This window comes from Pseudomonas sp. p50(2008) (assembly GCF_015351605.1).
Taxonomy (GTDB): domain Bacteria; phylum Pseudomonadota; class Gammaproteobacteria; order Pseudomonadales; family Pseudomonadaceae; genus Aquipseudomonas.
Window position 1 is genome coordinate 505640 of the sequence record NZ_JACMYF010000003.1, and the last position, 26345, is coordinate 531984.

The window sequence follows — 26345 nt, forward strand, 5'->3', positions numbered from 1 at the left end:
GCCGTTGCCAAGCAGTCATCCGATACTTAGGGTGAGCAGACAGTCAACTTCACGGCGCATGACTTATAAACGGACACTCCGGTAGAGCTCAACTCAAAACTTGTGTGCGTTCGCGAGCAGGCAAAGTGCCTGCTTACACTTCAAACAACAATTCCTAAAACTTTCGCTCTGGCCACCGCTTGGGTTCTACGCTCCACGCCTAACTTGCCATTGATTCGTCGCGCATGGGTTTTCACCGTGTGCAGTGAAATGAAAAGCAAGTCGGCAATTTGTTGGTTTGAGTTGCCTTGAGCGACTAAGGTGAGCACCTCTATTTCACGATGACTCAAGCAGGTCCGGGGTGAGGCCATCGTGTCCTGAACGTTGCCCGACTCCGAAATATCGATGGCCTCAGGCAGCCGTGGCTGGCGCAGTTTCAAATCGCGCAAAGCTTGTTGAAAGTTACAACGCTCGACGATTGCTAATCCGTCCTGCATCGCTTGCCGGGCGACTTGCGCGTTGCCAGTCAGCCACGCAACCTCAGCCAGAGCCAGCAGCAGTTGCGCTTGCAGCCCGACCATCCCCCGTTGTCCAGCCCACTGCGACAACGTCTCAAGCTGCGCCAGCGGCGATTGCGCCACGCCCAGATAAACCTCTGCAAGGACCCGCAGGTATTCCAGACCGGGAATCAATTCCAGCGTCGCCGGAGGAGCCTGGCGTGCGTGGGGACCGTGATAGTGACGCAACACTCGGATCAACGCTTCGTGAGCCAGCTCCGGCCGGCCCTGCTGCAGCCAGAAATGGCAGCTCAACTGCAGCAGGACCCCGCGGTAGACCGTGTCTGGAATCCGCCGTTGTTGCATCAGACGTTCCGCATCACGCAGCTGGACAAATGCCTGGGCGTAATCCTGTCGGTTGGCCGCCAGTTTGGCCAAGCCGAGAAAGCCATACAGCGCTCGCTTGTCCTGGCTTCGCAGGCAAATCTGCAGGCCTGCCTCGAAGTACATGGCCGCTTGTACTTCCTGGTCCTGACACAGACTCAAGCGCCCGCGATGCAGGGCAATCCGTCCCAGCAAGGGCTCGGCAAGCGGTTTTTGTGCACAGAGCAGATCGTGCACAGTGGCGAGCAGGTGTTCTGCTCTGCCCAACGCCCCCCGCTGTTCAAGCAACTGTGCGTGGTCGAGCTCCAGCAACGCCTCATACACCAATGAACCTTGCGCTCGAGCGAGGCATAACGCCTCTCGGTTAAGTGCCTGCGCAACGTCGAGTTCACCCCTCAGCAGGGCCTGTTGGGTTAACCCGGACAAGCACATGAGCCGTGCAGTCCAGAGCTCCGGATCCAGTTCATCCAACGCGTCCAGCAAGTGCGTACGGGAAGCGTCCATGCGCCCCTGCAAATGCAGCAACCAACCTTGTTGCGCCTGCCAGCGTGCTATCAGTTGCCGCTGAAGAAATTCCGAAGGCTGAGGCGTGAAACGTGACAACTGCGTGATGGATTCACCTGCCTGTTCGAATCGTCCGGCAAACAACAAGGCAGCAGTGATCAAACCGATGAGTTGGGGCGACCCGAACATCAATGTCTCGCTCTGTTGCTCGTGGAGTTGCAACAGAAGCGTCACCGTCTGAGCCTCGAACAAATGCGCGAAATTAAAATGCTGCAGCAGGCTCACCGCGACCTCGAATTCTTCAGCCAGCAATGCCTGCTCAAACGCGGCTTTCCAATCACGTTCGCCCGCGAACCACTGACAGGCGCGACGATGCCAGGAACGCCCTTCGGGCCATGGCTCTTCGCGCATCAATCGCGTCAGTGGCGCGAATATCTGCAGCCAGTCTGTGGAGTCTTGCCAGGGCTCGATAAAACAACCCAACTCCTGCAGCGTTTGCAAAAGTTGAATGCCTTCGCCCGCGCCAAACAGATGCTCGCACAATCGGCTGTTGAATCGCGGCAGATGCGCCAGCACCGTCCAGGTTTCCTTCAGTTCGGGTGCCAGACTGCCGAACAGTTCGTGCTCCAGATAATCATGCAGGGTGTCCGCTCGTCCCAGCGCGACATTACGAGTCCAATCGCATTTTTGCAGCAGGGCGATCCTGACACCGGCACACCAGCCGCCGCTTAGCTGAAATACCCTGCTGGCGGCTTTTACGGCTTTTTCCGGCTCCAGAAAATGCAGCAACTGTTCGACTTCAGACTGACTGAATGCGAGCGTGGCGGGCTCGCAATCGTAGAGTTCGTCATTGAGCAACAATCGGGGCCAGTTGATCTGCGGACGGCGGCGACCACTGACCCACCAGGTGACCATAGGGCTGCTGACGGCCAGTATTTGATCGAGGCATTCGTCAAGTTCCGCAGAGCGAATGCGGCAATAGTCATCAAGAAACACCCAGACGGGCGTCTGCAACCGAGTCAGGGACGATAGAAAACCTGACTTATCCGGCGAGGCAAGCCCCAACACTTCTGCCAGCCGCTGTCGAAAATCGGCCGCACTCAACGCCTCTCCCGCCAACGCCAGCCAACAGACTTGAGTTCCTTCGGGCGCCCGTAAGAGGCACTCGACCAACAAGGCACTCTTGCCGCTACCGGCAGGCGCACAGCACAATTTCACCCGGGCCGTCGACACCAGCAAAGGCTCGATCAACCGCGTGCGAGACAGGTGATGGGAGGCTAATCGGGGCAAGTGTCCAGGACGGTCCAGACATGGCGTCATGGCAGTCATTGTGGTGCGCCTTTTTTATCGTTGTGGCGCCACCCTAGTCTTCTCGCGAGGCCTTGTTGAAGAAGTATTCAGCGCACTGATCAACCGCCATAAAAAAGGTGACCGCGAGGTCACCTTTTTGTGTAAGAGCCTGTAGGACGTTTACCTCACGCCTGTACTCCGCAGGGCTGCCGGGGTGTAGTCCCCTGCTTTTGCGTCGATGTTGAATTCAAAGCTGCGCTTTTCCTCGTTCTTCATTCCCAGTGCGATGTAGCGACCGGCGATCAGGTCATACAAAGCCTCGACCGTGTACGCCGGAACCTGGTAATCGTAGTAGAACTGCGCATGCCCTTCGGCGACCCGCCATAGCTGGCCACGTCCGTCGTAGTGGTCAGCCAGGGCCACTTGCCAGCTGTCCTCATCGATGTACATGTGCCGTTTGGCGTACACATGCCGCTCGTTGGGCTTGACCGTGGCGACGACTTCCCAGACCCGGTGCAGCTCGTAGCGGGTCAGGTCCTGATTGATATGACCGGCCTTGATTACGTCGGTGTACTTGAGGTCAGGCGAATCGAGTTTGTAGCTGTTGTACGGGATGTACATTTCTTTCTTGCCGATCAGCTTCCAGTCATAACGGTCCGGAGCACCGGAAAACATGTCGAAGTTGTCGGTGGTCCGCAGGCCGTCGGACGACGTGCCCACACCGTCATAGGCCACTTGCGGCGCCCGTCGCACACGCCGCTGTCCGGCGTTGTAAATCCAGGCCTTGCGCGGTTCCTTCACCTGATCGAGGGTTTCGTGAACCAGCAACACGTTGCCCGCCAGTCGCGCGGGCGCGGTGACTTCCTGTTTGAAATAACTGAGCACGTTTTCATCGCTGCCCGGCTTCAGGTCCCCCAGCAACGAAGGCACGGCGACTTCGTCCTTGAACCGGATAACCGTGAAGTCACCATTGGACTGCGGCGTTGCCTGGGTGATGGTGCGACGCAGGTTACCGCCGTGGTAACGGGTGACGTGGTTCCAGATGACCTCGACGCCATTCTTGGGTATCGGAAAAGCGTAATAGCGATTGCCGGTGAAGTTGGCCAATCCGTTACCGTCGTTGATCGGCGTCACATTGAGGGCGCTACGCTTGGCCGACTCGTTGATTTCCGCTGGCACGGCAACGGTGCGGTGCGTGGGGTAGACCGGGATTTTGTAAGTCTGCGGATAGCGCTTGAACATCGCGATCTGGCCGTCGGACAGCTTGTCCTTGTACTTGTCGACCGTCGCCGCAGTAATTGTGAATAGCGGTTTTTCGTTGGCGAACGGGTCGGCCAGGAAACCTTTGCTGTCCACGGCACCGGCATTTTTTGCCAGCCCCCCCGTCCACGCAGGGATGGAGCCGTCGGCATTCCCGGCTTTTTCGCCTCCCAGCGGCGTCAGGCTGGTGCCGAGCTTGTTCGCTTCTTCCGGCGACACCGCAGCCATCACGTTGGCAGCCAGCAGGCTCAGGGCCAGGACGCCGCATTGCAGAATCATCGTGCGCATAAAATTATCCTTGTCAGCCAGATCAGAAGTTCATGCCAAAGCTCAACGCCAGGAAGTCGCGATCTTCCAGCGTGTTGTAGTCACCACCGAAGAAATCGGTGTAACTGAGGCTCGCGGTATAGGTGTTGCGGTAGTCCGCATCGACGCCGACGCTGACGGCCTTCGCGCCTTCGTTGAACAGCCCGTTGGGGCCATAACCGGAGACGTCGTGGGACCACGACAGATTGGGTTTGAAGTTGATGCCGGCGATCACGTTGTTGTAATCGAGGATGGCGCGAGCGCGATAACCCCAGGATGTCGAGGTCACGAAACCATCGGTGTCCCCGCCGAAACCATACTGGCCATACACCGAGTCGCGGCCATAACGCAGCTTGGAGCGCGCCTCCAGTCCACCGACCCGAACCACGGCCGCCTCGCCCACCAGGGTCAGACGGTCTGCACCCGCCACCTGATCGATGAAGTGCGTCAGGGTGCTCTGGATCTGCGTCACTTCCTTGCGACGGTAGCCCTTGTTGTCGGCACCGGGTGCGGAAGCAATCGGAGAAGCGGCGCCACCCGCAATCGGGTTGAGCATGGCCAGGGTCAGGTCGGTGCTGTTGATTTGCACTGGCGCATTGGGGCGATAGCTGATTTCGCCGGTCCACGCCGTACCGGTCGGCAAGGTGGTGGAAAAACTCGCGCCGTACAAACGGATGTCCTCGGGGTATTCGAGGTAATACTGGCCGCGACCGAGCATCACGCTCTGGGCCAGCGCCGCGCCGGTGCCGGGTGCCAGACGGTTAGCGGTGGCGACGATCCCCGGAAGGCTGGCGAGCGTCCCCAGGCCAGCGGTCGTGGTCCCCACATTCGGGGAGCGACTGTGGTAATTCATGAAGTACAAGCCGTACTCGGTGTCGTCACCCAGCCAGCGCAGCGCCGTACCCCACTGCCCGGAATCGCGGGCATCGCGATCGCCGCCACGGGGCACCACCACGCCTTCCCTGGTGACTTCGAAGCCCTGACCAAAGGCTGCGGCGATCGGCTGCAAAGGCGCGATGGCCGGGCTCGCGACCGTATAGCCCTTGGTACAGCCGTCCGCGGCCACGTCACCGCCGAAGAACGTCCCGCAGTTGTCGAGAACGGTCTGATCCCACTCCAGCTGATAGAACCCTTCTACGGTCAACTTGTCCGTCAGCCCCTGGGATGCGAACAGCATGTTGACCGGAATCAGGCCTTCCTTGATCTCGGCCCCCGGGCGCCGGAACGCGGAGACGTCGACCGGATTGATACTGTTGATCGAGTTGCCGATGAAGGTGCTTTCGCCCCAGCTCACCACCTGCTTACCGGCACGCACCGTGCCCGGCAGATCGGCAAGAGAGTAGTTGTGATAAACGAAGGCATCGAGAATCTGAGCGCCCGAAGACTTGGAGCCCTCTTTGCGATTGTGATCGCTGATCGGCTTGAAGGGACGGTCCTCGTCTTTCAGCTCGAAGTCGTACCAGTATTTGCCTCGAACGAACATGCCGGTGTCGCCATACTTGAGTTCGAGGTCGTGTATCCCTTTGAAGATCTTCGAGAAGGTTTCGCCTTTCTTGAAGTTCAACCGCCCATCATCCCCGGTAGAAGCCTGGCCCGTCCCGCCGTTTACAGTGCCCACCAGTGACTTGTCGGCATCACGCATGCCCCAGCTCGCACCCACCGACAGTGAAGAATCGAACGTCCCTTCGATTTCCCCGATATTGAACGAAACAGCCTGCGCCTGGGCACAGCAGCCCAAGGCCACCGCAGCGGCCAGCGCCTGCGGCGTGAAGATGGCGCGCATTGTTGTTTTTGTCATGCGTCTTCCCCGGTGAGTGACAGAAGGCCACACCCTACTGCTGCAGACTGGGAGCGATAAGCGCACGAAGGAGGTATTCGCGGTGTAGCTCTAAAGGATGACTGGCGTTGTGGAATCAGGTTTTGCGCGGGTTATGAATGGGCTGGATTGTGCGTTATCAACGAATCGCATGGCGTGTACAAACTCCGACCCGTAGCAGCTGCCGAAGGCTGCGTCCGACTGCGCAGCGGTCGCAATTCCAGCAGGCAGTTTTTTCCTGATACAACGCGGTGATTGGTTTCGCGACTGCTGCGCAGCCGGACGCAGCCTGCGGCAGCTGCTACAGGATCGTGGGTGACTGGGGACTGTTGCTCAGGCTGCAACACTGCATGTCCGGATTCGCTATTTTTCCTTTGCAGACAAGGCTTTATTCTTACCGGGCTCTCAGGGAAACAGCCTGGATGCCAGTAACGATGCGTGTGTTCAGTCCACGCCGATATCTACCGATTTCAGATGAATCGCGTTTTCCGGTTCTTCGCCCCGTGTACACAGACGTTGATTTGTAGCTCCTTGATCCAACGTCTTACTTTGGCCGCTGCGTTTGCAGCGGCCTTTTTTATGGGCGCTGTTTTTGTAGCGCAGTGTCAAATGGCGCTTCGGACAAGAGTGCCGTCCTACATTCATATACTTCAAGAACGCAGGATTTATCTATCTGCGTTGCAGACAAATTGATACAAATCCACATTAATAGGAAGCGCTGTCAAATCTTCAAGTAAAAACCTACACCCTTCTCAGACCCAACCTTTTCGCTGACGCATTACCCTTGTCGGGCGCAAACCAACGCTTGTATTGACCTGGAGTCATCCATCCACCAAGTGCGCATTGACGGGTACAAAAATGTGAAATCCATCAGAGCAATCAGAATCAGCTTTTTTTGATGTCTATGCGCTCGCCGAGACGAGGCCTAAAGACGAGGAATGCGAAATCCACAATCGTCTTTTAGCGAGGTTTGCAGCCTTGGATGAGCAACTGGAAATAGCTGAAGAGCAGGCAAAAAAAGCGGCGAACGTCGCCACGCAGCAGCGTCGCCACAGAAAGAGCATACTTAGATGCAAAAGCTGAATTACTTCGCCAACAAATCATTGATGAAGTATCTGATGCTGAAACCGAATAACCAATATCAGCAGGGACAGAACTTTAATTCTGCCCCTGCCGCTCTCATCACATCGAATACTTCTGCAAATTCCCCATCATCTCTTTCAACGCTTCAATATTGTCCTTCGGATGCGCCGCCCCTTCGAAATCGCAAATCTGCTGCCAATGCGCCGCCACATCTTCGGGGGAGAATCCAACCCGCGGGTCAAACCCTGCCCCCAGGCTGCGTTCCCAGCGCACTTTGCCCATCCAGCCGCCGCCGACCTCAAACAGTCCCGAGGTTTCCTGACAATTCTCGCTGGCGAGGTACACCACCAGCGGGCTGACGAGTTCCGGTTTGAGTTGTTCGAACACTTGGGGCGGGATGAGGCCTTCGGTCATGCGTGTGCCGCCAGTCGGGGCGATGGCGTTGACCAGGATGTTGTTCTTGCGCCCTTCAATGGCCAGTGTGCGGGTCAGGCCGTAGAGGCCGAGCTTGGCCATGCCGTAGTTGGACTGGCCGAAGTTGCCGTAGATGCCCGAGGTCGACGCCGTGAAGATCACCCGGCCATAGTTCTGTTCGCGCAGGTGCGGCCAGGCGGCGCGGGTGACTTTGTAGGCGCCTTCGACGTGGACGCGGTAGACCAGGTCCCAATCGGCGTCTTCCATTTTGTGGAAGGTCTTGTCGCGCAGGATCCCGGCATTGTTGACCACGACGTCGACACGGCCGAAGGCATCCAAAGCGTGTTGCACGATTTTGTCGCCATCGGTCACTGAGTCGTGGTTGGCCTCGGCAGTGCCGCCGGCCTCGCGAATCTCCGCCACTACCCGGTCTGCCGCTGAAGCGTTGGCGCCTTCGCCTTGAGCCGAGCCACCGAGGTCGTTGACCAGCACCCGCGCGCCCTGTTTGGCAAACAGCAGAGCATGAGCCCGGCCGAGACCGCCGCCGGCACCCGTGATGATCACGACTTTATCTTCGAAGCGAACAGACTCACTCATAGGGTTTAACTCCAGCAGAACAAAGGACGATGAGTCCGAGTGTCAGGCACGGCGTTGCTGGTCACAATGAACACAGGTGAGGCTGAATGGTGCGCGATAAGGCAGGGGGATGATGCGGTCGGGATTGTGGATTGGAAATGGGACCGGGGGGATTTGAAAGAATCGCAGCCTCGTTGCACTCGACAGCTCTTATGGAACAAACGTTAAACCATTGATTTTAAAAATGAGCTTTTTACTCATCTTTAGACATCCAATGCGGCGAACACCCAGTTCCTTGCGCGACAGCGTGGCGTCGAAGACGTGGCACCCCTCCTGCAGGGATAACGTTGAGCGGGGCACGCCCGCAAAGTCAGGACGGCTGTCAGGCCGCCTCGCATTGGCTTTTGATCTGCTGTTGATCTTGATTTTCTTGCCCCATGGGAAGGCCGAGCGCAGGTTCTGCGCAGTGGGCAACCCGGCATGGATGCCGGGTTAGCCGCGCACGGCCATGGATGGCCGATCGCGGCGGGCCCACGGAGCAGGACCGGAGCGAGGCACCGGACGAAAGGGGCAAGAGCGTTTGGTTACTTTGCGCTTTTCAAAGTGACTCGCCGTAAGGGCGAAACCCATAGAAGCCGTGACCGCAGGAATGGATATGTACTCCAGCAAGAATCTCACCGCCGATCAGGCCGCCATCGCCGGCAGGCCAGCTCCTACAGTTTGATTCGGGTGCATCAGGAAGATATCGATCGGCTTTGAGGCCGCCATCGCGAGCAAGCTCGGCTCCCACAGAGGAGCGCGCAGACATTGAGAGTCAGGTCGGCTGTCAGGCCGCCTCGCTTTGTTTTTGATCTGCTTTTGATCTTCTTGCCCCCTCGGAAGGCCGAACGCAGGTTCTGCGCAGTGGGCAACCCGGCATGGATGCCGGGTTAGCCGCGCACGGCCATGGATGGCCGATCGCGGCGGGCCAACGGAGCAGGACCGGAGCGAGGGAATGCCGAGCCCAGGCGAGGCACCGGACGAAAGGGGCAAGAGCGTTTGGTTACTTTGCGCTTTTCAAAGTGACTCGCCGTAAGGGCGAAACCCATAGAAGCCGTGACCGCAGGAATGGATATGTACTCCAGCAAGAATCTCACCGCCGATCAAGCCGCCATCGCGAGCAGGCTCACCCCCACAGTTTGATCCGGGTACATCAGGAAAACTACAGAGTGAATCAAGGCCGCGATCTTTTCAGGAACACGCCACTTTGCGCGTCGGTGAAACCAGGTTGTCGCGAAAATCCAGGTAATGCTTGAGCACCTGCGCAGGCGCCTCGATCTGCGGGTAATGACCGATACCGGACAACAGCACCGTGTCAGGGTCTGGAATCAGCTCCCGATAGCGCTCGACCATGTGCCCGCCGGAAATCGGGTCGGCTTCACCGTCGATCACCCGCACCGGCACTTCATTGCGCTGCATCGCAGTGACCCAGCGATCTCGCTGCGCACGTCGTTCAGGAATGTAGCTGATCAATTTGTGCATGATCCGTGGCCCGCGATGAGTGTCGATCAGGCTCCAGAAATCATCCATCTCGCTTTCGCTGGGTCGACGTTGTGGACCGAAGATCTGCCGAAAACTCTTCACCAGACTATCCCGGGAAAAGGCGCGACCGATCATCCAGCCCAAGGGGCTGAGCAACAGCTTCTGCATGAGTATCGGCCGATGGGTTTCGGGAAACAGGCCGCCATTGAGGAACACGCAGCTGGCCAGATCAATGCCCGTTTCGTAGTGCCGGGCCAACAATTCCTGAGCAACGCTGTCGCCATAATCGTGAGCCAGCAGGTGCACCGGTTGCTTGACGCTCAAGTGCGCCAGCAGTGCCTGCTGCAAATCGGCCTGCTCCAACAGGCTGTATTCGTGGTTCGCCGGTTTTGCCGAATCGCCGAAACCGAGCATGTCGCACGCAATCACCCGATAACGCTGCGCCAACGGCTGCCACAGGTAATGCCAGTCCCAGCTGGCAGTCGGAAAGCCATGGATGAGCAATAACGGCTCACCCTGCCCCGCCGTCCAGTAACGAATGGATTGGCCACGGAAATCAAACGTCTGGCCGCGTTTGCGCCAGACACACAGGGGAATCTCGGCGAGTGGCATTAGAGTTTATAACCCGGGTCTTGTTGATCGAGTTTGCGTAGCAACGCTGGCCAAGCCAGTGCGCCACCCATCCCTTGAGCACTTTTGGTGACGCCTGCAATCATTGCCTTGGCCCCCGCCAGAATCTGCGGCTGGATGGCGATGAGTTCGGCACCACCATTTTGCGCCAGCACCTGGATGTCGCAGGCGCGCTGGAAGATGAACATCATCAGGAAGGTGTCAGCGATACTGCTGCCGCACGTCATCAGCCCGTGGTTGTGCAGCATCATGAAGTTGTTTTCACCCAGATCGGACTGCAGCCGCGCTTTCTCTTCATGGTTGAGCGCAACACCTTCGTAGGCGTGATAGGCCAAGCTGGACAGGACAAACAACGACTGTTGGCTGATCGGCAAAATGCCTTGCTTCTGCGCCGACACCGCGACACCGGCGGCCGTGTGGGTGTGCAAGACACAGACAACATCGTGACGAACTTCATGCACGGCGCTGTGGATGGTGTACCCCGCCGGGTTTATCTCGTAGGGGCTGTCCATCAGCTTGTTCCCGGCCTGATCGACCTTGACCAGACTCGATGCAGTGATCTCGTGGAACATCAGCCCATACGGGTTTATCAGGAAGTCTTCAGTGCCGGGCACCTTGGCCGAAATGTGCGTGAAGATCAGATCATCCCAGCCATGCTGGGCGATCAACCGATAACAGGCAGCCAGATCGACGCGAGTCTGCCACTCGGCAGCGCTGACCTGTTCTTTGACGTTAGGGGGGGACTGGACGGGGGCTACGCTCACGACAAGGAACTCCTGTTCTTATTGTTTTGCACGTGTCAGCAGTCTAGTCAGCCCCCGAGGTTCGCGTAGTTGCATTGGCAGCCAGCTTGATGGCCGTACGAGTCAGTTACGCAATGCGTCGACCAGTTCCCCCAGCCAAGGCTCGGCGTCGGTTTCGGGGGTCACACTTTCGCTGGCATCCAGACGCAGCATCGGCAGCACTTCGCGAATGCCCAATTCGCCGAACAGTTCGCGCATCATCTCGCCACCGCCGCAGAACGTATCGCCGTAACTCGCGTCTCCCAGGCCGATCACCGCCCCCGGTAAACCACGCCAGGCTGCCGGCAACTGGTCGCGGATGGCGAAGTACAAGGGCTGAAGATTATCGGGCAGCTCGCCCATGCCGGTGGTCGACGTCACCGCCAGAAAAGCGTCGGGGCCAAAGGCCTGGATATCGGCCAGGCTGGCGCGAGGGTTGTACCAGGCGTCATGGCCCGCGGCTTTCAAAATACCTGCAGCGTGGCGGGCGACTTCTTCAGCCGTGCCGTACACCGAGCCGGAAAGGATGGCGACTTTCATCAATCTGATCCTGTACTGAATAAAAAAACGGGATGTTAACAGCAGCCTTGGCAATGTTCTTTTAGAATGCGGCTAGTCATCAAAAAGGAAGGGATTCTTCAATGATCAACGCACAGCTGCTTCAACTGGTCATCAACGCCTCCAACGACGGTATCGTCATTGCCGAGAAGGAAGGTGAGCAGGACAACATCCTGATTTACGTGAACCCGGCCTTCGAACGGCTGACCGGGTACACCAGCGAAGAAATCCTTTATCAGGATTGCCGCTTTCTGCAGTCTGGAGACCGTGACCAGCAAGCCATTGAAATCATTCGCCAGACATTGAAAAGCGGCGGGTCCTGCCGGGAAATCCTGCGCAATTATCGCAAGGACGGCACACCATTCTGGAATGAACTGTCGCTTTCTACAGTAAAAAATCCAAGCGACGGGATGACCTATTTCGTGGGTGTACAGAAAGATGTGAGCGTCCAGGTCAAGGCACAACAGCGTGTAGCGCAGCTGGAAGCGCAGCTCGCCGAGGTCCAGGCGCAGCTTGCTGCAATAAATGCGACGAATGGGCAAAACAAAATCGCGGATTAATTGTCATTAACTACAATCACCAGTGACTTTGTAACTATATCCTTCGAGTGGATCATGCACCGCGACGCGCTCCTTACCCAGGATGAGCTGGATTTCATCCAGACCATGCAACATAACCCGCAGCTCAATATGCGGGATGCGACGTCGAGCCTGCTCGTTAATGGTGGTTCGCAAATCCGTGATTTGCTCACGCGCCTTGCCGCGAATGAGCAAGTCACCATCCAGGCCAACTTCGAAAATCAGCAAATGACCTTTCCGCTGCACCTGGTGGAAGACGAATTTCACGCGCTGCATTTGCGCCTGGGTGTACCCAGCATCTATGAAGACGGCCCCATGGTCCGGCCATGGCGCCTGGCCCTGGAGGAGCCTGTAGCCTTGGAAAATGCCAACGGCCAGCCCGGCACGATGTGGGTGCATGAGGTGTCGTTCAAAGGAATTTTGCTGGAAGTGCGCAACAAGACCAAACCGCCAAAACATTTTGCGCTGTGGTTCAGCCCCTCAGGCTATGAACGAATCGCGTTGCGCGGCACGTTCGAGCGAGAAACAGAGAATGGCTTCTTCGCTTATCAGTTGAGCCAGAGCGACAAAGACGAAACCGAGCGCCTGCGCCAGTTCATCCTTCAACAGCATCGACTGACTCACCCCGCCCTGCATCTCTGACCCTGCATCGTTCGATCAGGTATCCAGATTACCCGCCAGAAACTGCTTCAAGCGCTGGCGCATCACGGCCCCCTCATTACCCAGACACCCGACCGACGACCCGGCCAGGCTTTCCTGCGCCAGGTCCGATGCATCACCGGCCAGCAACAACTGACAATCCAGGCTCAGGACCAGACGGTTCAGACGACGGGGCAAATCAGCAGCGGGGGCGTGATTGGACACCAGGATCAGCGCCTGGGGTTTTACCCTTTCGCAGACAAGCGTCAGTTCATCGAATGGTTGACCGATCGACAGCAACTGCATCGCCGAGTCGACATGGCTGAGATACAGCGCCGTGATCAGCACATCGAGTTCGCGGACCTGCTCATCCAAGGCACAGACAATGACCCGACGCGGTTGCAGCACCCGCACCAGCAGCAGCCGTTGCAACACTCGGGAACGAAGAAAACCATCCAGAAAAAGCCACTCGCTGGTCTGACCGAATGCCTCATGGCGCCTTAACAGTTGCTTCCAGAGCGGGATCAGGATGTCCTGGAAGACCACCGTAAGCGGGTAACTGGAGAAGATCTGCCCATAAACCTGCTCGAGCTTCACTTCGTCAAACGCACTCACCGCGACCTGGACTTGCTGTTGCCACTGAATGTAATCGGCCTGTACCAGTTCATCCGGAATGATTTTCGCGAGCACCTGAAGGGGTTCGGTCCTGGCCAGGATCTTGCCGACCTTGCTGACCGCAACGCCGCGTTCGATCCAGCCGAGGATGCTGCGAACCTTTTCGATATCGGACATCGAGTACAGCCGATGCCCGCTTTCGGTGCGCGTTGGTTGAATCAGGCCATAGCGACGCTCCCAGGCGCGTAGAGTGACCGGGTTGATGCCGGTCAGTCGTGCGACTTCGCGAATAGGGAACAACTCTTCCTGTTCCAATGAGCGCGCGTGCAACGCATCGGGTGCAATGTCAGTGTGTGCAGGCATTTGGCGTTCACTTCCATGTTCGATATCGAACGTAGTCTACTCCTCCATGCCCCTGACTTTCCAAGCCATTGATGAGCGATGAAAGACACTGGCGAAATATCCAGAATCAGGAACAATCCTTGCTTGTTTCAAGGCGCAGCCCAATACCCCGGTGCTGAGTCTGGCGAAACTCCTACCCGGAGTGACGCATTTGTCTTACGGAGATACATGATGTCTACCTCACCCGTTACGCTGATGGTTGCGCGTCGCGTCGCCGATGGCCGCTATCAGGACCTGATGGCCTGGCTACGCGAAGGCGAACAGCTGGCCACCGACTTCCAGGGTTATCTCGGTTCAGGCGTGCTTGCTCCGCCGCCCGGCGATAACGAATTCCAGATCATCTTCCGCTTCGAAAACGAGCAGACCATGCACGCATGGGAGCACTCCGCCTCGCGCACCGCCTGGCTTGAGCGCGGCAGCGACTTGTTCGCCCATCCTAAGGAGCATCGAGTCAGTGGTATCGAAGGCTGGTTTGGTGCCGTCGGCGCCCGTCCGCCTCGCTGGAAACAGGCGGTGGCGATCTGGCTGGCGTTCTTCCCGGTGTCGTTGCTGTTCAACTTTGCAGTGGGACCGTTGCTCGGCGAGATGAGCCTGTTGCCGCGAGTGTTCATCAGCACGCTGTGCCTGACGCCGTTGATGGTTTACTTCTTTATTCCGTTGTCGACCCGTTTACTGGCCGGCTGGCTGAACAACACACCGGCGCGACCTTTGTCCGTGAAAACCTCAACGCAAAATCATTGAGCCTTTCGGCAACAGGCCCCCTGAAGCAGAACGGCTATCGCGAGCAAGCTTTGCGCCTACGGGACAGGGGTGGACTTGCCTCGTCGCTGGTATAGTTTTGCTCTCACCGCGATGCGAGCCGTTCATGACCTCTTCCGAAGCTCCTATTCTCATTACCGGCGCAGGTCAGCGTGTTGGCCTGCACTGTGCCCGGCGCTTGCTCGAAGACGGCCACGCGGTAATCTTCACTTTCCGCAGTGAACGCCCAGGCGTACAGGCCTTGCGCGACTTGGGCGCGACGGCCGTGTTCGCGGATTTCTCCAGCGAAGCCGGCATCCTCGCGTTCATCGCCGAACTGAAAACCCATACCGACTGCCTGCGGGCAATTATTCACAACGCCTCCGAATGGCTCGCCGAAACCCCGGACACCGACGCAGTGGCGTTCAGCCGGATGTTTAACGTTCACATGCTGGCGCCATACCTGATCAACCTGCATTGTGTTGAATTGCTCCAGCGTTCAAGCCCCGCCGACATCGTGCACATCAGCGATGACGTGACCCGCAAGGGCAGCAGCAAGCATATTGGCTATTGCGCCAGCAAAGCCGGGCTCGACAGCCTGACGCTGTCCTTCGCCGCAAAATACGCGCCGGCAATCAAGGTCAACGGTATCGCGCCGGCCCTGCTACTGTTCAACCCTGACGACGACGCGGCGTACCGCGCCAAGGCGCTGGCAAAGTCCGCGCTGGGCATCGAACCCGGCAGCGACGTGATCTACCAAAGCCTGCGCTATCTGCTCGACAACCCTTATGTCACCGGCACGACCCTGACCGTCAATGGCGGAAGGCACCTCAAGTAAGTGCCCCGCGAGGATCTACCATGACGTTATCCCTGCCCCGGAACTGCCTGTCCGAGAGCTATCGCGAGATCCTCATCGGTCTTGGCGAAAACCCCGAACGCGAAGGCCTGCGAGATACACCCCTACGCGCCGCCAAGGCCATGCAGTACCTCTGTCATGGTTACGAGCAAAGTGTCGAAGAGATCGTCAACGGCGCGCTGTTCGCCTCGGACACCGATGAGATGATCATCGTTGCCGATATCGAGCTGTATTCGTTGTGCGAGCATCACCTGTTGCCCTTCATCGGCAAGGCCCATGTGGCTTATATTCCTACAGGCAAGGTGCTGGGCCTGTCGAAAATCGCGCGGCTGGTGGACATGTTCGCCCGTCGCCTGCAGATCCAGGAAAACCTGACCCGGCAAATCGCCGACGCAGTGCAACAGGTGACCAACGCCGCCGGCGTTGCCGTGGTCATTGAAGCGAAGCACATGTGCATGATGATGCGCGGCGTCGAGAAACAGAATTCAACCATGAACACCTCGGTGATGCTTGGCGCCTTCCGCGACTCGAGCAATACCCGCCAGGAATTCCTGCAATTGATTGGACGGAGCAAGTAGCAATGCCACAACTTCAGCCAGGAATGGCACGCATCCGGGTCAAGGACCTGTGTTTGCGCACCTTCATCGGAATCAACGAGGACGAGATCCTCAACAAGCAAGACGTACTGATCAATCTGACCATCCTGTACGCGGCCCAGGAAGCGGTGCGCGACAACGATATCGATCACGCGCTGAACTACCGCACCATCACCAAAGCGATCATCGCTCACGTGGAGGGCAACCGCTTTGCCCTGCTCGAACGCCTGACCCAGGAAATTCTCGATCTGATCATGGTCAACGAGTCGGTGCTGTACGCCGAGGTCGAAGTCGACAAGCCCCACGCCTTGCGTTTCGCCGAGTCAGTGTCGATTACGCTGGCGGCAAGTCGCTGACCGCGTCTGGCGCATTGTTCGCCAGACTTTTATCATTCCGCGCACGAATCAGTAGCCCAGAGCCCATCATGACCGAGCAACAACGCCTCGAACTTGAAGCCGCCGCCTTCCGCCGGCTGGTCGCCCACCTTGATAGCCGCAAGGATGTGCAGAACATCGACCTGATGAACCTCTCCGGTTTCTGCCGTAATTGCCTGTCCAAGTGGTACAAGGCTGCAGCGGACGAACGCCAGATCGATGTCAGCCTCGATGACGCCCGTGAAGTCGTCTACGGCATGCCGTACGCCGAGTGGAAAGCCCAATACCAGCAAGAAGCCAGCGCCGAACAACAAGCGGCGTTTGCCAAAGGAAAACCCCATGAGTGATCTGAACACCCTGCGCGCCAGCCTCAACAGCGGCGAACACGTTTTTGCCGACACCCTGTCCTTCATATCCGCCGGTTACGACTATCAGCCCCAGGCGTTCAACAACGGTGACGTGGAGAACGCTGCCGGGCAGAACGAAGGATCGTGCAAGACCCTGGGCCTGGCGCTGCTGGAAGGCTTGAGCGATGAAGAAGCCCTGTTGGCGTTCGGCGAGCATTACCGTTCGGTGGTTGCGACGCCTGAAGGCAGCGATCACGGGAATATTCGGGCGTTGATGGCGCATGGATTGGCCGGTGTGAAGTTCACCGCGCAGCCACTGACCCGCCGTTAAAGCCTTTTTCTGTGGGAGCAAAGTTTGCTCGCGATGGCGTCCTCGAGATCGCAATCGCGAGCAAGCTTTGTTCCCACACAAGCGTTGTTCCTACAGTTTGTTTGTCGACACATCCCGACTTTTAAGATTGACCCGGCAACTTTATTTCGTTTGCCGGGTACCGCTGCTCACGGCTTAGATAAAAAGAAGCATCCCTTCTTCAGAGTCGGTCATCCATGAGCAGCGAATCCGTCAGCCAGTCGATCAACATCGTCCATCCCGTCACCCTCAGCCACGGCAAAAATGCCGAGGTCTGGGATACCCAGGGTAAGCGTTACATCGACTTTGTCGGCGGCATTGGCGTGCTTAACCTCGGCCATTGCCACCCGCGCATCGTCGACGCCATTCGCGAACAGGCCACCCGGCTGACTCACTATGCGTTCAATGCCGCCCCTCATTCGCCCTACATTGAATTGATGGAGCGTCTGACGGCGTTTATGCCCGTGGGCTATCCGGTCAGCGGCATGCTCACCAACAGCGGCGCGGAAGCCGCGGAAAACGCCCTCAAGATCGTGCGCGGCGCCACCGGTCGTACCGCGGTGATCGCCTTCGACGGCGCCTTCCACGGCCGCACCCTGGCCACCCTCAACCTCAACGGCAAAGTCGCACCCTACAAACAGAAAGTCGGCGTGCTGCCTGGCCCGGTGTATCACCTGCCCTTCCCGAGCAAGGACAACGGCGTGACCTGCGCCGAGGCCCTGAAAGCCATGGACCGTCTGTTCAGCGTCGAAATCGATGTCGAGGATGTGGCGTGCTTTATCGTCGAGCCGGTGCAGGGTGAAGCGGGATTTTTGGCGATGGACGTGGAGTTTGCCCAGGCGCTGAGACGTTTCTGTGATGAAAAAGGCATTGTGTTGATCGCCGATGAAATCCAGTCCGGGTTTGGTCGTACCGGACAGCGCTTCGCGTTTTCGCGCCTGGGTATCGAGCCGGACCTGATCCTGCTCGCCAAAAGTATCGCCGGCGGCCTACCACTGGGTGCGGTGGTCGGGCGCAAGACGTTGCTCGACACATTGCCCAAGGGCGGACTGGGCGGGACCTATTCCGGTAATCCGATCGCCTGCGCCGCCGCGCTGGCGACCCTGGACGAGATGAGCGATGCGAACCTGCAGGCCTGGGGCTCGCAACAGGAAGAAGCCATCGTCAGCCGCTACGAATCCTGGCGCGCCAACACGCTTTCCCCCTACCTGGGTCGCTTGACCGGGGTCGGTGCGATGCGGGGAATCGAACTGATCAATGCCGATGGCTCACCGGCATCGGCCCAGTTGACTCAGCTACTGGTCATGGCCCGGGACGCCGGCCTGCTGCTGATGCCAAGCGGCAAGTCGCGCCACATCATTCGTTTGCTGGCGCCGCTGACCACAGAAGCCGCCGTGCTCGAGGAAGGCCTGGACATCCTCGAGCGGTGCCTGGCGAAACTGCGCTGATAGCAAAATGAGCTCAGGGACTGACGTAGCGAATTATGTTCGCTTGCAGTCCCTGAAAATGCATCGCAATACTCGGAGGCGACCGACCAATCGGATTAGCCAACGCCCCCATCTATCAAGCGAGATCATCACCACCTATCAGCTGAGGCAGTCATGTATCACGACAATATAATTTATAAGAAAAAGTCCAATGATCCACAGTTCCTGCTCGGCGTAGCCGTAGTGCTTTTCCTGGGCGCCTACCTGATGAATCTCGGTAACAGCGCCCTCAGCCACTTTCTCCAGCCCCTGTTGGGCGATACCCCGGACAGCCTGACCGCTCGCAACATCGCCATCGGCCTGGCCATTGCCGTACTCGGCACGCTGAACTTCCACGTCCTCGGACGCTTGAAGTTCAAGGTCCAGACCACCGTCGTCTGGATCGAACTGCTGATCCTGTTCCTGGCGTTCTTCGATACCTTCGACCTCTCCTACAGCTTCATTCTCGACAAGATCGGTTTCCTGATCATCCAGGGTGCCGCCACCACGCTGTACATCTCAGCCGTCGCGATTGTGATTGCTTTCGTCCTGGCGCTGATCGGCGCGGTCGCCAAGCTGTCGAGCAACGGCCTCGCCAATGCCCTCGCCTCGTTCTACACCTCGTTCTTTCGCGGTGTGCCGCTGCTGATCCAGATTTACCTGATCTACCTCGGCCTGCCGCAACTGGGCTACGTCGTCGACGCGGTGCCCGCCGGCATCCTCGCCCTGTCGCTGTGCTACGGCGCCTATATGACGGAGATTTTCCGTGCGGGCATCCAGAGCATTCCGGTCGGCCAGTGGGAAGCGTCCCGGGCCCTGAACATCAGCCCGTTCAAAACCTTGAGCAGGGTGATCATGCCCCAGGCCTTGCGCGTGATCATCCCGCCCACCGGCAACCAGTTCATCGCCATGCTCAAGGACAGTTCCCTGGTGTCGGTGATCGGCGTCTGGGAGTTGATGTACCTGGCCAAGACACAGGGCCGTGCGGACTTCCGCCACCTGGAAATGTTGATCACTGCCGCGATGATCTACTGGGCGCTGTCGTTCATCCTCGAACGGGTGCAGGCGCGAATCGAAAAACGGGTCAATCGATCCACGGCAAGGGGTTGATGTGTGATGACTCGAACCAATACCGCTGAGCGACTCGACCTGGCGTCCCCTGCGTTAGCCAGCCCTGCGATGATTTCCATCTCTGGCCTGAACAAGTGGTACGGCAATTTCCACGCGTTGCGCGATGTCGACCTGACCGTGGCCACCGGCGAAATCCTGGTGGTGTGCGGGCCGTCGGGTTCGGGCAAGTCGACGATGATCCGCTGCATCAACCATCTGGAGAATTTCCAGAAAGGCCACATTCAGGTCAACGGCATCACCCTCACCAGCGAGGCAGAAAGCGTCAGCGCCGTGCGCAGTGAAATCGGAATGGTGTTCCAGAGCTTCAACCTGTTCCCGCATTTGAGCGTGATGGACAACCTGACCCTGGCGCCACAACTGGTGCAAGGCGTGTCGAGCGCGGAAGCGAAAAAACGCGCCCAGGTCTACCTGGAGCGCGTACGGATCGCCGAACACGCCGACAAATACCCGTCGCAGTTGTCCGGGGGCCAGCAACAGCGGGTGGCGATTGCCCGCGCCCTGTGCATGAATCCCAAAGTGATGCTGTTTGATGAACCGACCTCTGCCCTCGACCCGGAAATGGTCCACGAAGTGCTGGACGTGATGGGCGAACTGGCTACCGATGGCATGACCATGATTTGCGTGACCCACGAAATGGGTTTCGCCAGCAAGGTCGCCGATCGCGTGCTGTTCATGGACCAGGGTCAGGTCATCGAACAAGCGACCCCCGCCGAATTTTTCAATAACCCACAGACCGAACGCGCGCAGAAATTCCTGTCGCAAATCATCGGCCACTGAAGACCGCTTTGCCCTCATAACAATAACGAGACATGGAGATGGACATGGTCAGAAGTAAACGCGTAATCACCCTCACCGCCGCACTGTCGCTGTTGTTCGTTGGTGCCGCCAACGCTGGCGCAGTGCTGGACAAGATTCAGAGCAGTAAAACCATGACCGTCGCCACGTCGGCGACCTGGCCTCCTCAGGGCTTTATCAACGACAAAAATGAAATCGACGGTTTTGACATCGACGTTTCCAAGGAGATCGCCAAGCGTCTCGGGGTCGAGGTCAAGTTCATCACGCCCGACTGGGACGTGATCACCGCCGGCAAGTGGAACGGTCGCTGGGACATGTCCGTGGGTTCGATGACCGCAACCAAAAGTCGCGCGCGCATTCTTGATTTCCCGGGCACCTATTACTACGTGCCTTACGTCTTTGCGGTGCATGACAAATCCAAGGTCACTGACCACAAGGCGCTCAATGGCAAAACCATCGGCGTCGAAGGTGGCACCACGTCCGAGGACTATTTCAGCCAGGCGCTGGCCATTGAAACCACGGATGTGCCGCCTGTTGTCTACGACGTGAAAACAGAAAAAATGAAGACCTACGCCGGTTCCGTCGGACCGCTGGACGATCTGCGCCTGGGCGACGGCGCTCGACTGGACGCCATTCTCACGCAACGCAGCACGCTGGACGCCGCCGTCAAGAAGGGCTACCCGCTGCGCGCCGTCGACAACGATGTCGCGTTCTACGAGCCACTGGCCGTTGCCACCGACAAGGGTGACCCGGAGTTGAAGGCCAAGCTCGGTGAAATCATCGGCGAAATGCACAAGGACGGCACGCTGACCAAGCTGTCGAACAAGTGGTATGGCGTGGATTACTCGACCGTCAAGTAAACACTTTGCCCCCCTGTAGGAGCGAGCCCTGTGGCGAGGGGATTTATCCCCGTTGGGCTGCGGAGCGGCCCCGGCATTTCAGCGTCAAAACGTATTTACGACTGCTTCGCAGCCGAACGGGGATAAATCCCCTCGCCACAAGGTCCGCTCTGACATCTGAGCGGTAATTTCTCAAGGATCGACCATGTCCTTTCCCAACACCTGGTATTCCCAAACCTCGCTGCCCCGCGCGGCCCGGGCCGAATTGAACACCGATGAAACCTGCGATGTGTGCATCATCGGCGCGGGTATCGCCGGCCTCACCGCCGCACTGGAACTGACCCGGCGCGGCAAACGCGTGATCATCCTCGAAGCCCATCAGGTGGCCTGGGGCGCATCCGGTCGCAATGGCGGCGTGGTGTCGCCGGGCTGGGCGGAAGGGTCTGGCGCGATCCGTAAAAAACTCGGGCTGGAACACGCACGCTCGCTGTTCCAGATGTCTGTCGAAGGCGTGGAGATCGTCCGCCACAACATCACAGAACTCGCCCTGACGGGCTGCGCGCCGTCCGCCGGTACGATTCGGGTCAAGCGCTACGACGATGGCGCCAGCATTAAAAACCACATCGACACCATGCGCCGTGACTTCGGCTATGAACTCAATTTCCTCGACACTGCCCAGGTCCGCGAGCGGGCTCAAACGCTGCGCTACTTCCAGGGTGTCGAAGATCCGAACGCCCTGCATTTCCACCCGCTGAATTATTGTTTGGGCCTGGCCCTTGCCATTGAAGCAGCTGGCGGCAGGATTTTCGAACATTCGAAGATGCTCGCCTGGCAGCGCGAAGGTGCGGATAAAATCGTCAAGACCACGCGCGGCAGTGTGCGCTGCAAGGATCTGGTGTTCTGCGCCGGCGGCTACGGGGGACCGGAGCTGCAGAAACTCAGTCGCGCCTACCTGCCTATCGCCACCTACGTGGTGCTGACCGAACACCTGGGTGATTCGATCAAGACAGTGCTGGACTCCGGTGCTGCGTTCTCTGACGACCGACGTGCATCGGACTATTACCGCGTCGTAGAAGGCGACCGCTTGCTGTGGGGTGGCCGCATCACCACGCGCAATGAACAGAACGAGAAAGCCCTGGCGGCCATGCTCAAGGCGGACATGGTTGCGGTGTACCCGCAGCTGGCCGCAGTGAAAATCGATCTCGCCTGGTCCGGCCTGATGGGTTACTCCACCAACAAAATGCCTAACCTGGGCTTGCTGGAACCGGGCGTCTGGGCGTGCACTTCGTTTGGCGGTCATGGTTTGAACACCGGCTCGATCGGCGGCCGGGTGATCGCCGAGGCGGTGTGCGGGGAGAGTTTGCGATATGAACTGTTCAAGCCGTACCTGCTGGACTGGAATGGCGGTCCGTTTGGACGGGTGGCGGCGAATGCGATCTATCAGTCGTTGAAGGTGATGGACTTCGTGCAGGAAAGGCTGAAAGGCTGAAGGCGAACACCTATCCCTGTAGCAGCTGGCGAAGCCTGCGTTCGGCTGCGAAGCAGTCGTAAATCTGCATTCACGGTTTTTCTGACTGACCGCGGCGTACTGTTTACGACTGCTGCGCAGCCGAACGCAGGCTTCGCCAGCTGCTACAAGGTTCCAGGTTAGCCAGTAGGTACAGGGATACAGATTCGCCAGTAGGTACAGGGTAATTTGTGGACAGAAAAAAACCGGCCGAGGCCGGTTTTTTCATTTCAACGATTTCAGAACTTGGCGTTCTGCAGATCGTCCAGGTAACGCTCGGCATCCAGTGCCGCCATGCAGCCGGCACCAGCGGAGGTGATGGCCTGGCGGTAAACGTGGTCAGCCACGTCACCGGCCGCGAAGATACCTTCGAGGTTGGTGGCTGTCGCATTGCCTTCACGGCCGCCGTGCACGACCAGGTAGCCGTCTTTCAACGTCAGCTGACCTTCGAACAACGAAGTGTTCGGGGTGTGGCCGATGGCGATGAACACGCCGTCGACTTTCAGCTCGTCGAAGCTGCCGTCGTTGTTCTTCAGGCGAGCACCGGTCACGCCCATGTTGTCACCCAGAACTTCGTCCAGGTTCGAATTCAGCTTCAGGATGATCTTGCCTTCAGCCACACGTGCATTCAGCTTGTCGATCAGGATCTTCTCGGCGCGGAAGGTTTCACGACGGTGGATCAGGGTCACGGTGCTGGCGATGTTGGCCAGGTACAGGGCTTCTTCAACAGCGGTGTTGCCGCCGCCGACCACAGCCACTGGCTTGTTGCGATAGAAGAAACCGTCGCAGGTCGCGCAGGCCGAAACGCCTTTGCCCATGAACGCTTCTTCCGACGGCAGGCCCAGGTAACGAGCGCTGGCGCCGGTCGCGATGATCAGCGCGTCGCAGGTGTAGGTGGCGCTGTCGCCAGTCAGGCTGTAAGGCTTGGAAGCGAAGTCGACGGCATTGATGTGATCGAAAACGATCTCGGTTTCAAAGCGCTCGGCGTGCTCTTTCATGCGTTCCATCAGCGCCGGGCCGGTCAGGCCGTGGACGTCGCCCGGCCAGTTATCGACTTCAGTGGTGGTGGTCAGTTGACCGCCGGCTTGCATGCCGGTGATCAGCAGTGGCTTGAGGTTGGCACGGGCGGCATAGACCGCGGCGCTGTAACCGGCAGGGCCGGAACCGAGAATAATCACTCGCGAATGACGGACTTCAGACATGACCTGCTCCTGTTGACCGGGCCGAAACATCTGGCGCGGAACGCCGGGTTGCCGGCGGGAATAAAAAAGGACCGTTGAAAGCACTTGGGGAAGGCTTGAACTCGACAGTCCTGAAAAAAGAATGGGTGCAGCGTATCGAGGGGGCGAAGATTAAGGAAATACGGATTAACAATCCAGCTCATAGGTGGTCTCTATGCCATCGCCGCGCATATTCAGGCGCCTTTGTTACAGTTGATGTCGATGTCGCTGCCGCGCTTTCGCCTCTTGGGCAAAGCCGGTAAGGTCGGCGCGTTTTCCCTTTGCTCGGAGCACGATATGCCCGCCCCCGTTCTGTCCGGCCCGCAATACCTGCGCGAAGGCCTCAAGCTGGTCCTGAGCCCGAGTCTGCGTTTGTTTGTGTTGCTACCCCTGGTGATCAACCTGGTGCTGTTCGTCGGATTGATCTATCTGGCGAGCCATCAATTCAGCCTGTGGGTCGATACGCTGATGCCGTCCCTGCCCGAGTGGCTGAGTTTTCTAAGCTATGTCCTGTGGCCGCTCTTTGTCGTGCTGGTGGTGCTGATGGTGTTTTTCACCTTCACCATGCTGGCTAACATCATTGCCGCCCCCTTCAACGGCTTTCTCGCGGAGAAGGTTGAAGTGGTGGTGCGCGGCACTGATGACTTCCCGGCGTTCAGCTGGGGCGAACTGATTGCCATGATTCCGCGCACCCTGGCTCGGGAAATGCGCAAGCTCGGTTATTTTCTTCCGCGGGCAATCGGGTTGTTCATCCTGTCGTTTATCCCCGTGGTGAACATTATTGCCGCGCCACTGTGGCTGTTGTTCGGGGTGTGGATGATGGCGATCCAGTACATCGACTACCCGGCGGACAACCACAAGCTCGGCTGGAACGAGATGCTCGCCTGGCTGCGCCAGAAACGCTGGCAGAGCATGAGCTTCGGCGGCAGTGTTTATCTGGTGTTGCTGATTCCGGTAGTCAACATTCTGATGATGCCGGCCGCCGTGGCCGGCGCGACCCTGTTCTGGGTGCGAGAACGCGGCGCGGAAAACCTGGTGACCCAACGCTGATCCCGTCACAAATCCATCATCACACCGTCATGACGACGACATGGCCTCAGCCGACACTGAGGCCATGACGACAGCTCTGCATATCACCCTGATCACCGAAACGTTCCCTCCCGAAATAAACGGCGTGGCCAATACCCTTGGCCGTCTGTGCGACGGTTTGCGCGCGCGCGGGCATCAAGTGGAGCTGGTGCGGCCCCGGCAGGGTTGTGACCGGCAAACCGGCAGCAACGATGATCTTCTGTTGTGCCGGGGCTGGCCTTTGCCGGGTTATCCGGGTTTGCAGTGGGGACAGTCGTCGATGCACAAGTTGCTGCGCCGCTGGAAACGTCATCGGCCGGACGTGCTCTACATCGCTACCGAAGGACCGCTCGGACTCTCTGCATTGCGCGCTGCGCGGCGCCTGGGCATTTCGGTGGTGAGTGGTTTTCACACCAACTTTCAGCAGTATTCCAGCCAGTATGGATTTGGACTGTTGACGCGGTTGCTGACTCATTACCTGCGCTGGTTTCATAACCGCTCGAACCTGACCCTGGTGCCCAGTGTGAGCCAGCGGCTGGAGCTGGAGCGTCGGCATTTCGAGCGCCTGGCGTTGTTGTCTCGTGGGGTCGACAGCCAATTGTTCCATCCCACCAAACGGCTGACGGCGTTACGCGAACAGTGGGGACTGGCCGAGCGCGACATCGCGGTGATCCATGTCGGCCGTCTGGCGCCCGAGAAGAATCTGGGTCTGCTCAAACGCTGTTTCGACACGCTGAAGGCAAGTTATCCACAGAGGAATCTCAAACTGATCGTGATTGGCGACGGGCCCCAGCGTGTGGCGCTGGAAAAGGAATTACCCGAAGCGATCTTCTGCGGCGCACAACGCGGTGAAGCGCTGGCTAGTCACTATGCGTCGGGGGATGTATTTCTGTTCCCCAGCCTGACCGAGACGTTTGGCAACGTGGTGCTGGAGGCGCTGGCTTCGGGGCTGGGCGTGGTGGCTTACGATCAGGCCGCAGCGGCGCAACATATTCGTCATGGCTACAACGGTGTGCTGGCGATGCCAGGGGATGAGGATGCATTTTGCGATGCGGCGACGTGGTTGCTTGAGGAGCGCGAAACCTTGCGTTGCGTCAGGCTGAATGCCCGACAGCACGCCAGTCGACAGGGGTGGCCGGCGATTATCGAGCAGTTCGAAGGGCAGTTGCGGGGGGCTTGTGTGGGGGAGTTGGTGGTGCCGAATGCACCGACAGTACCTTGATTT

General features: G+C 58.5%; 24 protein-coding genes. 15 read left to right on the forward strand and 9 right to left on the reverse strand.

Translation table 11 applies throughout. The features are described 5' to 3' along the window. Nucleotides 1-140: 140 nt before the first annotated feature. From H7698_RS10795 to H7698_RS10825, 7 genes are all read right to left on the reverse strand, one after another. Nucleotides 141-2693, reverse strand: coding sequence for a LuxR C-terminal-related transcriptional regulator (locus H7698_RS10795; protein ID WP_194691373.1), 2553 nt, complete (start codon nucleotides 2691-2693; stop codon nucleotides 141-143). Nucleotides 2694-2834: 141 nt separating this feature from the next. Then, on the reverse strand, nucleotides 2835-4202 hold the full coding sequence (locus tag H7698_RS10800; RefSeq protein WP_194691374.1) for a DUF1329 domain-containing protein: 1368 nt from the start codon (nucleotides 4200-4202) through the stop codon (nucleotides 2835-2837). Between the two features lie 22 nt (nucleotides 4203-4224). Further along, the gene (locus H7698_RS10805; RefSeq protein ID WP_194691375.1) at nucleotides 4225-6018 is read right to left on the reverse strand and encodes a DUF1302 domain-containing protein; all 1794 of its coding nucleotides are present in this window, start codon (nucleotides 6016-6018) and stop codon (nucleotides 4225-4227) included. Between the two features lie 1200 nt (nucleotides 6019-7218). Continuing rightward, a complete protein-coding gene (locus H7698_RS10810; RefSeq protein ID WP_194691376.1) occupies nucleotides 7219-8130 on the reverse strand; it encodes an SDR family oxidoreductase in 912 nt (303 codons plus the stop codon). Nucleotides 8131-9339: 1209 nt separating this feature from the next. After that, a complete protein-coding gene (locus H7698_RS10815; protein WP_194691377.1) occupies nucleotides 9340-10242 on the reverse strand; it encodes an alpha/beta fold hydrolase in 903 nt (300 codons plus the stop codon). Beyond that, nucleotides 10242-11024, reverse strand: a complete 783-nt coding sequence (locus H7698_RS10820) for a class II aldolase/adducin family protein (RefSeq protein WP_194691378.1) — start codon at nucleotides 11022-11024, stop codon at nucleotides 10242-10244. The genes H7698_RS10815 and H7698_RS10820 overlap by 1 nt, the downstream gene beginning before the upstream one ends. A 102-nt stretch (nucleotides 11025-11126) precedes the next feature. Beyond that, nucleotides 11127-11582, reverse strand: coding sequence for a flavodoxin (locus H7698_RS10825; protein WP_194691379.1), 456 nt, complete (start codon nucleotides 11580-11582; stop codon nucleotides 11127-11129). A gap of 101 nt (nucleotides 11583-11683) precedes the next feature. On the opposite strand from H7698_RS10825, the gene H7698_RS10830 reads away from it, so the two are divergent. Together H7698_RS10830 and H7698_RS10835 are read left to right on the forward strand one after the other, a co-directional pair. Continuing rightward, entirely contained in the window at nucleotides 11684-12160 is a 477-nt protein-coding gene (locus tag H7698_RS10830; RefSeq protein ID WP_194691380.1) for a PAS domain-containing protein, read from the forward strand. Between the two features lie 54 nt (nucleotides 12161-12214). After that, nucleotides 12215-12820, forward strand: a complete 606-nt coding sequence (locus tag H7698_RS10835; protein ID WP_194691381.1) for a hypothetical protein — start codon at nucleotides 12215-12217, stop codon at nucleotides 12818-12820. Nucleotides 12821-12835: 15 nt separating this feature from the next. On the opposite strand, the gene H7698_RS10840 is transcribed toward H7698_RS10835, so the two are convergent. Next, nucleotides 12836-13795, reverse strand: coding sequence for a MerR family transcriptional regulator (locus tag H7698_RS10840; RefSeq protein ID WP_194691382.1), 960 nt, complete (start codon nucleotides 13793-13795; stop codon nucleotides 12836-12838). A gap of 210 nt (nucleotides 13796-14005) precedes the next feature. Between H7698_RS10840 and H7698_RS10845 the strand changes: the two genes are divergently transcribed. The 11 genes from H7698_RS10845 to H7698_RS10895 all read left to right on the forward strand — a co-directional run bounded on the left by H7698_RS10845 (nucleotide 14006) and on the right by H7698_RS10895 (nucleotide 22814). Then, nucleotides 14006-14575, forward strand: a complete 570-nt coding sequence (locus H7698_RS10845) for an antibiotic biosynthesis monooxygenase (protein WP_194691383.1) — start codon at nucleotides 14006-14008, stop codon at nucleotides 14573-14575. 124 nt (nucleotides 14576-14699) lie between these two features. After that, nucleotides 14700-15410 (forward strand): dihydromonapterin reductase, encoded by a 711-nt coding sequence (gene folM / locus H7698_RS10850; RefSeq protein ID WP_194691384.1) that lies wholly within the window; start codon nucleotides 14700-14702, stop codon nucleotides 15408-15410. Nucleotides 15411-15430: 20 nt separating this feature from the next. Then, entirely contained in the window at nucleotides 15431-16006 is a 576-nt protein-coding gene (folE, locus tag H7698_RS10855) for a GTP cyclohydrolase I FolE (RefSeq protein ID WP_162439287.1), read from the forward strand. Nucleotides 16007-16008: 2 nt separating this feature from the next. Next, complete coding sequence (gene folX, locus H7698_RS10860; RefSeq protein ID WP_162439286.1) at nucleotides 16009-16380, forward strand: dihydroneopterin triphosphate 2'-epimerase; 372 nt, start codon at nucleotides 16009-16011, stop codon at nucleotides 16378-16380. Between the two features lie 68 nt (nucleotides 16381-16448). Further along, on the forward strand, nucleotides 16449-16745 hold the full coding sequence (locus tag H7698_RS10865) for a DUF1244 domain-containing protein (protein WP_194691385.1): 297 nt from the start codon (nucleotides 16449-16451) through the stop codon (nucleotides 16743-16745). Beyond that, entirely contained in the window at nucleotides 16738-17076 is a 339-nt protein-coding gene (locus tag H7698_RS10870) for a HopJ type III effector protein (protein WP_194691386.1), read from the forward strand. Before H7698_RS10865 ends, H7698_RS10870 begins: the two co-directional genes overlap by 8 nt. A gap of 215 nt (nucleotides 17077-17291) precedes the next feature. Further along, on the forward strand, nucleotides 17292-18542 hold the full coding sequence (locus H7698_RS10875; protein ID WP_194691387.1) for a 2-aminoadipate transaminase: 1251 nt from the start codon (nucleotides 17292-17294) through the stop codon (nucleotides 18540-18542). Nucleotides 18543-18695: 153 nt separating this feature from the next. Then, nucleotides 18696-19670: an amino acid ABC transporter permease gene (locus H7698_RS10880; protein WP_194691388.1), complete on the forward strand. Its 975-nt coding sequence runs from the start codon at nucleotides 18696-18698 to the stop codon at nucleotides 19668-19670. A 69-nt stretch (nucleotides 19671-19739) separates the two neighbouring features. Continuing rightward, the gene (locus H7698_RS10885) at nucleotides 19740-20468 is read left to right on the forward strand and encodes an amino acid ABC transporter ATP-binding protein (protein ID WP_162439296.1); all 729 of its coding nucleotides are present in this window, start codon (nucleotides 19740-19742) and stop codon (nucleotides 20466-20468) included. A 44-nt stretch (nucleotides 20469-20512) separates the two neighbouring features. After that, nucleotides 20513-21346, forward strand: coding sequence for a transporter substrate-binding domain-containing protein (locus H7698_RS10890; protein WP_194691389.1), 834 nt, complete (start codon nucleotides 20513-20515; stop codon nucleotides 21344-21346). Nucleotides 21347-21530: 184 nt separating this feature from the next. After that, nucleotides 21531-22814 (forward strand): NAD(P)/FAD-dependent oxidoreductase, encoded by a 1284-nt coding sequence (locus tag H7698_RS10895; protein WP_194691390.1) that lies wholly within the window; start codon nucleotides 21531-21533, stop codon nucleotides 22812-22814. A gap of 257 nt (nucleotides 22815-23071) precedes the next feature. Here the strand turns inward: H7698_RS10895 and trxB are convergent, their stop codons facing one another. After that, entirely contained in the window at nucleotides 23072-24034 is a 963-nt protein-coding gene (gene trxB / locus H7698_RS10900) for a thioredoxin-disulfide reductase (protein ID WP_162439279.1), read from the reverse strand. A 315-nt stretch (nucleotides 24035-24349) separates the two neighbouring features. On the opposite strand from trxB, the gene cysZ reads away from it, so the two are divergent. Continuing rightward, nucleotides 24350-25102 carry a sulfate transporter CysZ gene (cysZ, locus tag H7698_RS10905; protein ID WP_162439278.1) on the forward strand — a complete coding sequence of 251 codons (753 nt, stop codon included), beginning with the start codon at nucleotides 24350-24352 and terminating at the stop codon, nucleotides 25100-25102. 40 nt (nucleotides 25103-25142) lie between these two features. Beyond that, entirely contained in the window at nucleotides 25143-26342 is a 1200-nt protein-coding gene (locus tag H7698_RS10910) for a glycosyltransferase family 4 protein (protein ID WP_194691391.1), read from the forward strand. Nucleotides 26343-26345 lie beyond the last annotated feature (3 nt).

What these genes read in the sequence shown, in the direction of transcription:
- H7698_RS10795 (WP_194691373.1), bottom strand. Translation starts at nt 2,693, where the DNA reads ATGACTGCCATGACGCCATGTCTGGACCGTCCTGGACACTTGCCCCGA.
- H7698_RS10800 (WP_194691374.1), bottom strand. Translation starts at nt 4,202, where the DNA reads ATGCGCACGATGATTCTGCAATGCGGCGTCCTGGCCCTGAGCCTGCTG.
- H7698_RS10805 (WP_194691375.1), bottom strand. Translation starts at nt 6,018, where the DNA reads ATGACAAAAACAACAATGCGCGCCATCTTCACGCCGCAGGCGCTGGCC.
- H7698_RS10810 (WP_194691376.1), bottom strand. Translation starts at nt 8,130, where the DNA reads ATGAGTGAGTCTGTTCGCTTCGAAGATAAAGTCGTGATCATCACGGGT.
- H7698_RS10815 (WP_194691377.1), bottom strand. Translation starts at nt 10,242, where the DNA reads ATGCCACTCGCCGAGATTCCCCTGTGTGTCTGGCGCAAACGCGGCCAG.
- H7698_RS10825 (WP_194691379.1), bottom strand. Translation starts at nt 11,582, where the DNA reads ATGAAAGTCGCCATCCTTTCCGGCTCGGTGTACGGCACGGCTGAAGAA.
- H7698_RS10830 (WP_194691380.1), top strand. Translation starts at nt 11,684, where the DNA reads ATGATCAACGCACAGCTGCTTCAACTGGTCATCAACGCCTCCAACGAC.
- H7698_RS10835 (WP_194691381.1), top strand. Translation starts at nt 12,215, where the DNA reads ATGCACCGCGACGCGCTCCTTACCCAGGATGAGCTGGATTTCATCCAG.
- H7698_RS10840 (WP_194691382.1), bottom strand. Translation starts at nt 13,795, where the DNA reads ATGCCTGCACACACTGACATTGCACCCGATGCGTTGCACGCGCGCTCA.
- H7698_RS10845 (WP_194691383.1), top strand. Translation starts at nt 14,006, where the DNA reads ATGTCTACCTCACCCGTTACGCTGATGGTTGCGCGTCGCGTCGCCGAT.
- folM (WP_194691384.1), top strand. Translation starts at nt 14,700, where the DNA reads ATGACCTCTTCCGAAGCTCCTATTCTCATTACCGGCGCAGGTCAGCGT.
- folE (WP_162439287.1), top strand. Translation starts at nt 15,431, where the DNA reads ATGACGTTATCCCTGCCCCGGAACTGCCTGTCCGAGAGCTATCGCGAG.
- folX (WP_162439286.1), top strand. Translation starts at nt 16,009, where the DNA reads ATGCCACAACTTCAGCCAGGAATGGCACGCATCCGGGTCAAGGACCTG.
- H7698_RS10865 (WP_194691385.1), top strand. Translation starts at nt 16,449, where the DNA reads ATGACCGAGCAACAACGCCTCGAACTTGAAGCCGCCGCCTTCCGCCGG.
- H7698_RS10870 (WP_194691386.1), top strand. Translation starts at nt 16,738, where the DNA reads ATGAGTGATCTGAACACCCTGCGCGCCAGCCTCAACAGCGGCGAACAC.
- H7698_RS10875 (WP_194691387.1), top strand. Translation starts at nt 17,292, where the DNA reads ATGAGCAGCGAATCCGTCAGCCAGTCGATCAACATCGTCCATCCCGTC.
- H7698_RS10880 (WP_194691388.1), top strand. Translation starts at nt 18,696, where the DNA reads ATGTATCACGACAATATAATTTATAAGAAAAAGTCCAATGATCCACAG.
- H7698_RS10885 (WP_162439296.1), top strand. Translation starts at nt 19,740, where the DNA reads ATGATTTCCATCTCTGGCCTGAACAAGTGGTACGGCAATTTCCACGCG.
- H7698_RS10890 (WP_194691389.1), top strand. Translation starts at nt 20,513, where the DNA reads ATGGTCAGAAGTAAACGCGTAATCACCCTCACCGCCGCACTGTCGCTG.
- H7698_RS10895 (WP_194691390.1), top strand. Translation starts at nt 21,531, where the DNA reads ATGTCCTTTCCCAACACCTGGTATTCCCAAACCTCGCTGCCCCGCGCG.
- trxB (WP_162439279.1), bottom strand. Translation starts at nt 24,034, where the DNA reads ATGTCTGAAGTCCGTCATTCGCGAGTGATTATTCTCGGTTCCGGCCCT.
- cysZ (WP_162439278.1), top strand. Translation starts at nt 24,350, where the DNA reads ATGCCCGCCCCCGTTCTGTCCGGCCCGCAATACCTGCGCGAAGGCCTC.
- H7698_RS10910 (WP_194691391.1), top strand. Translation starts at nt 25,143, where the DNA reads ATGGCCTCAGCCGACACTGAGGCCATGACGACAGCTCTGCATATCACC.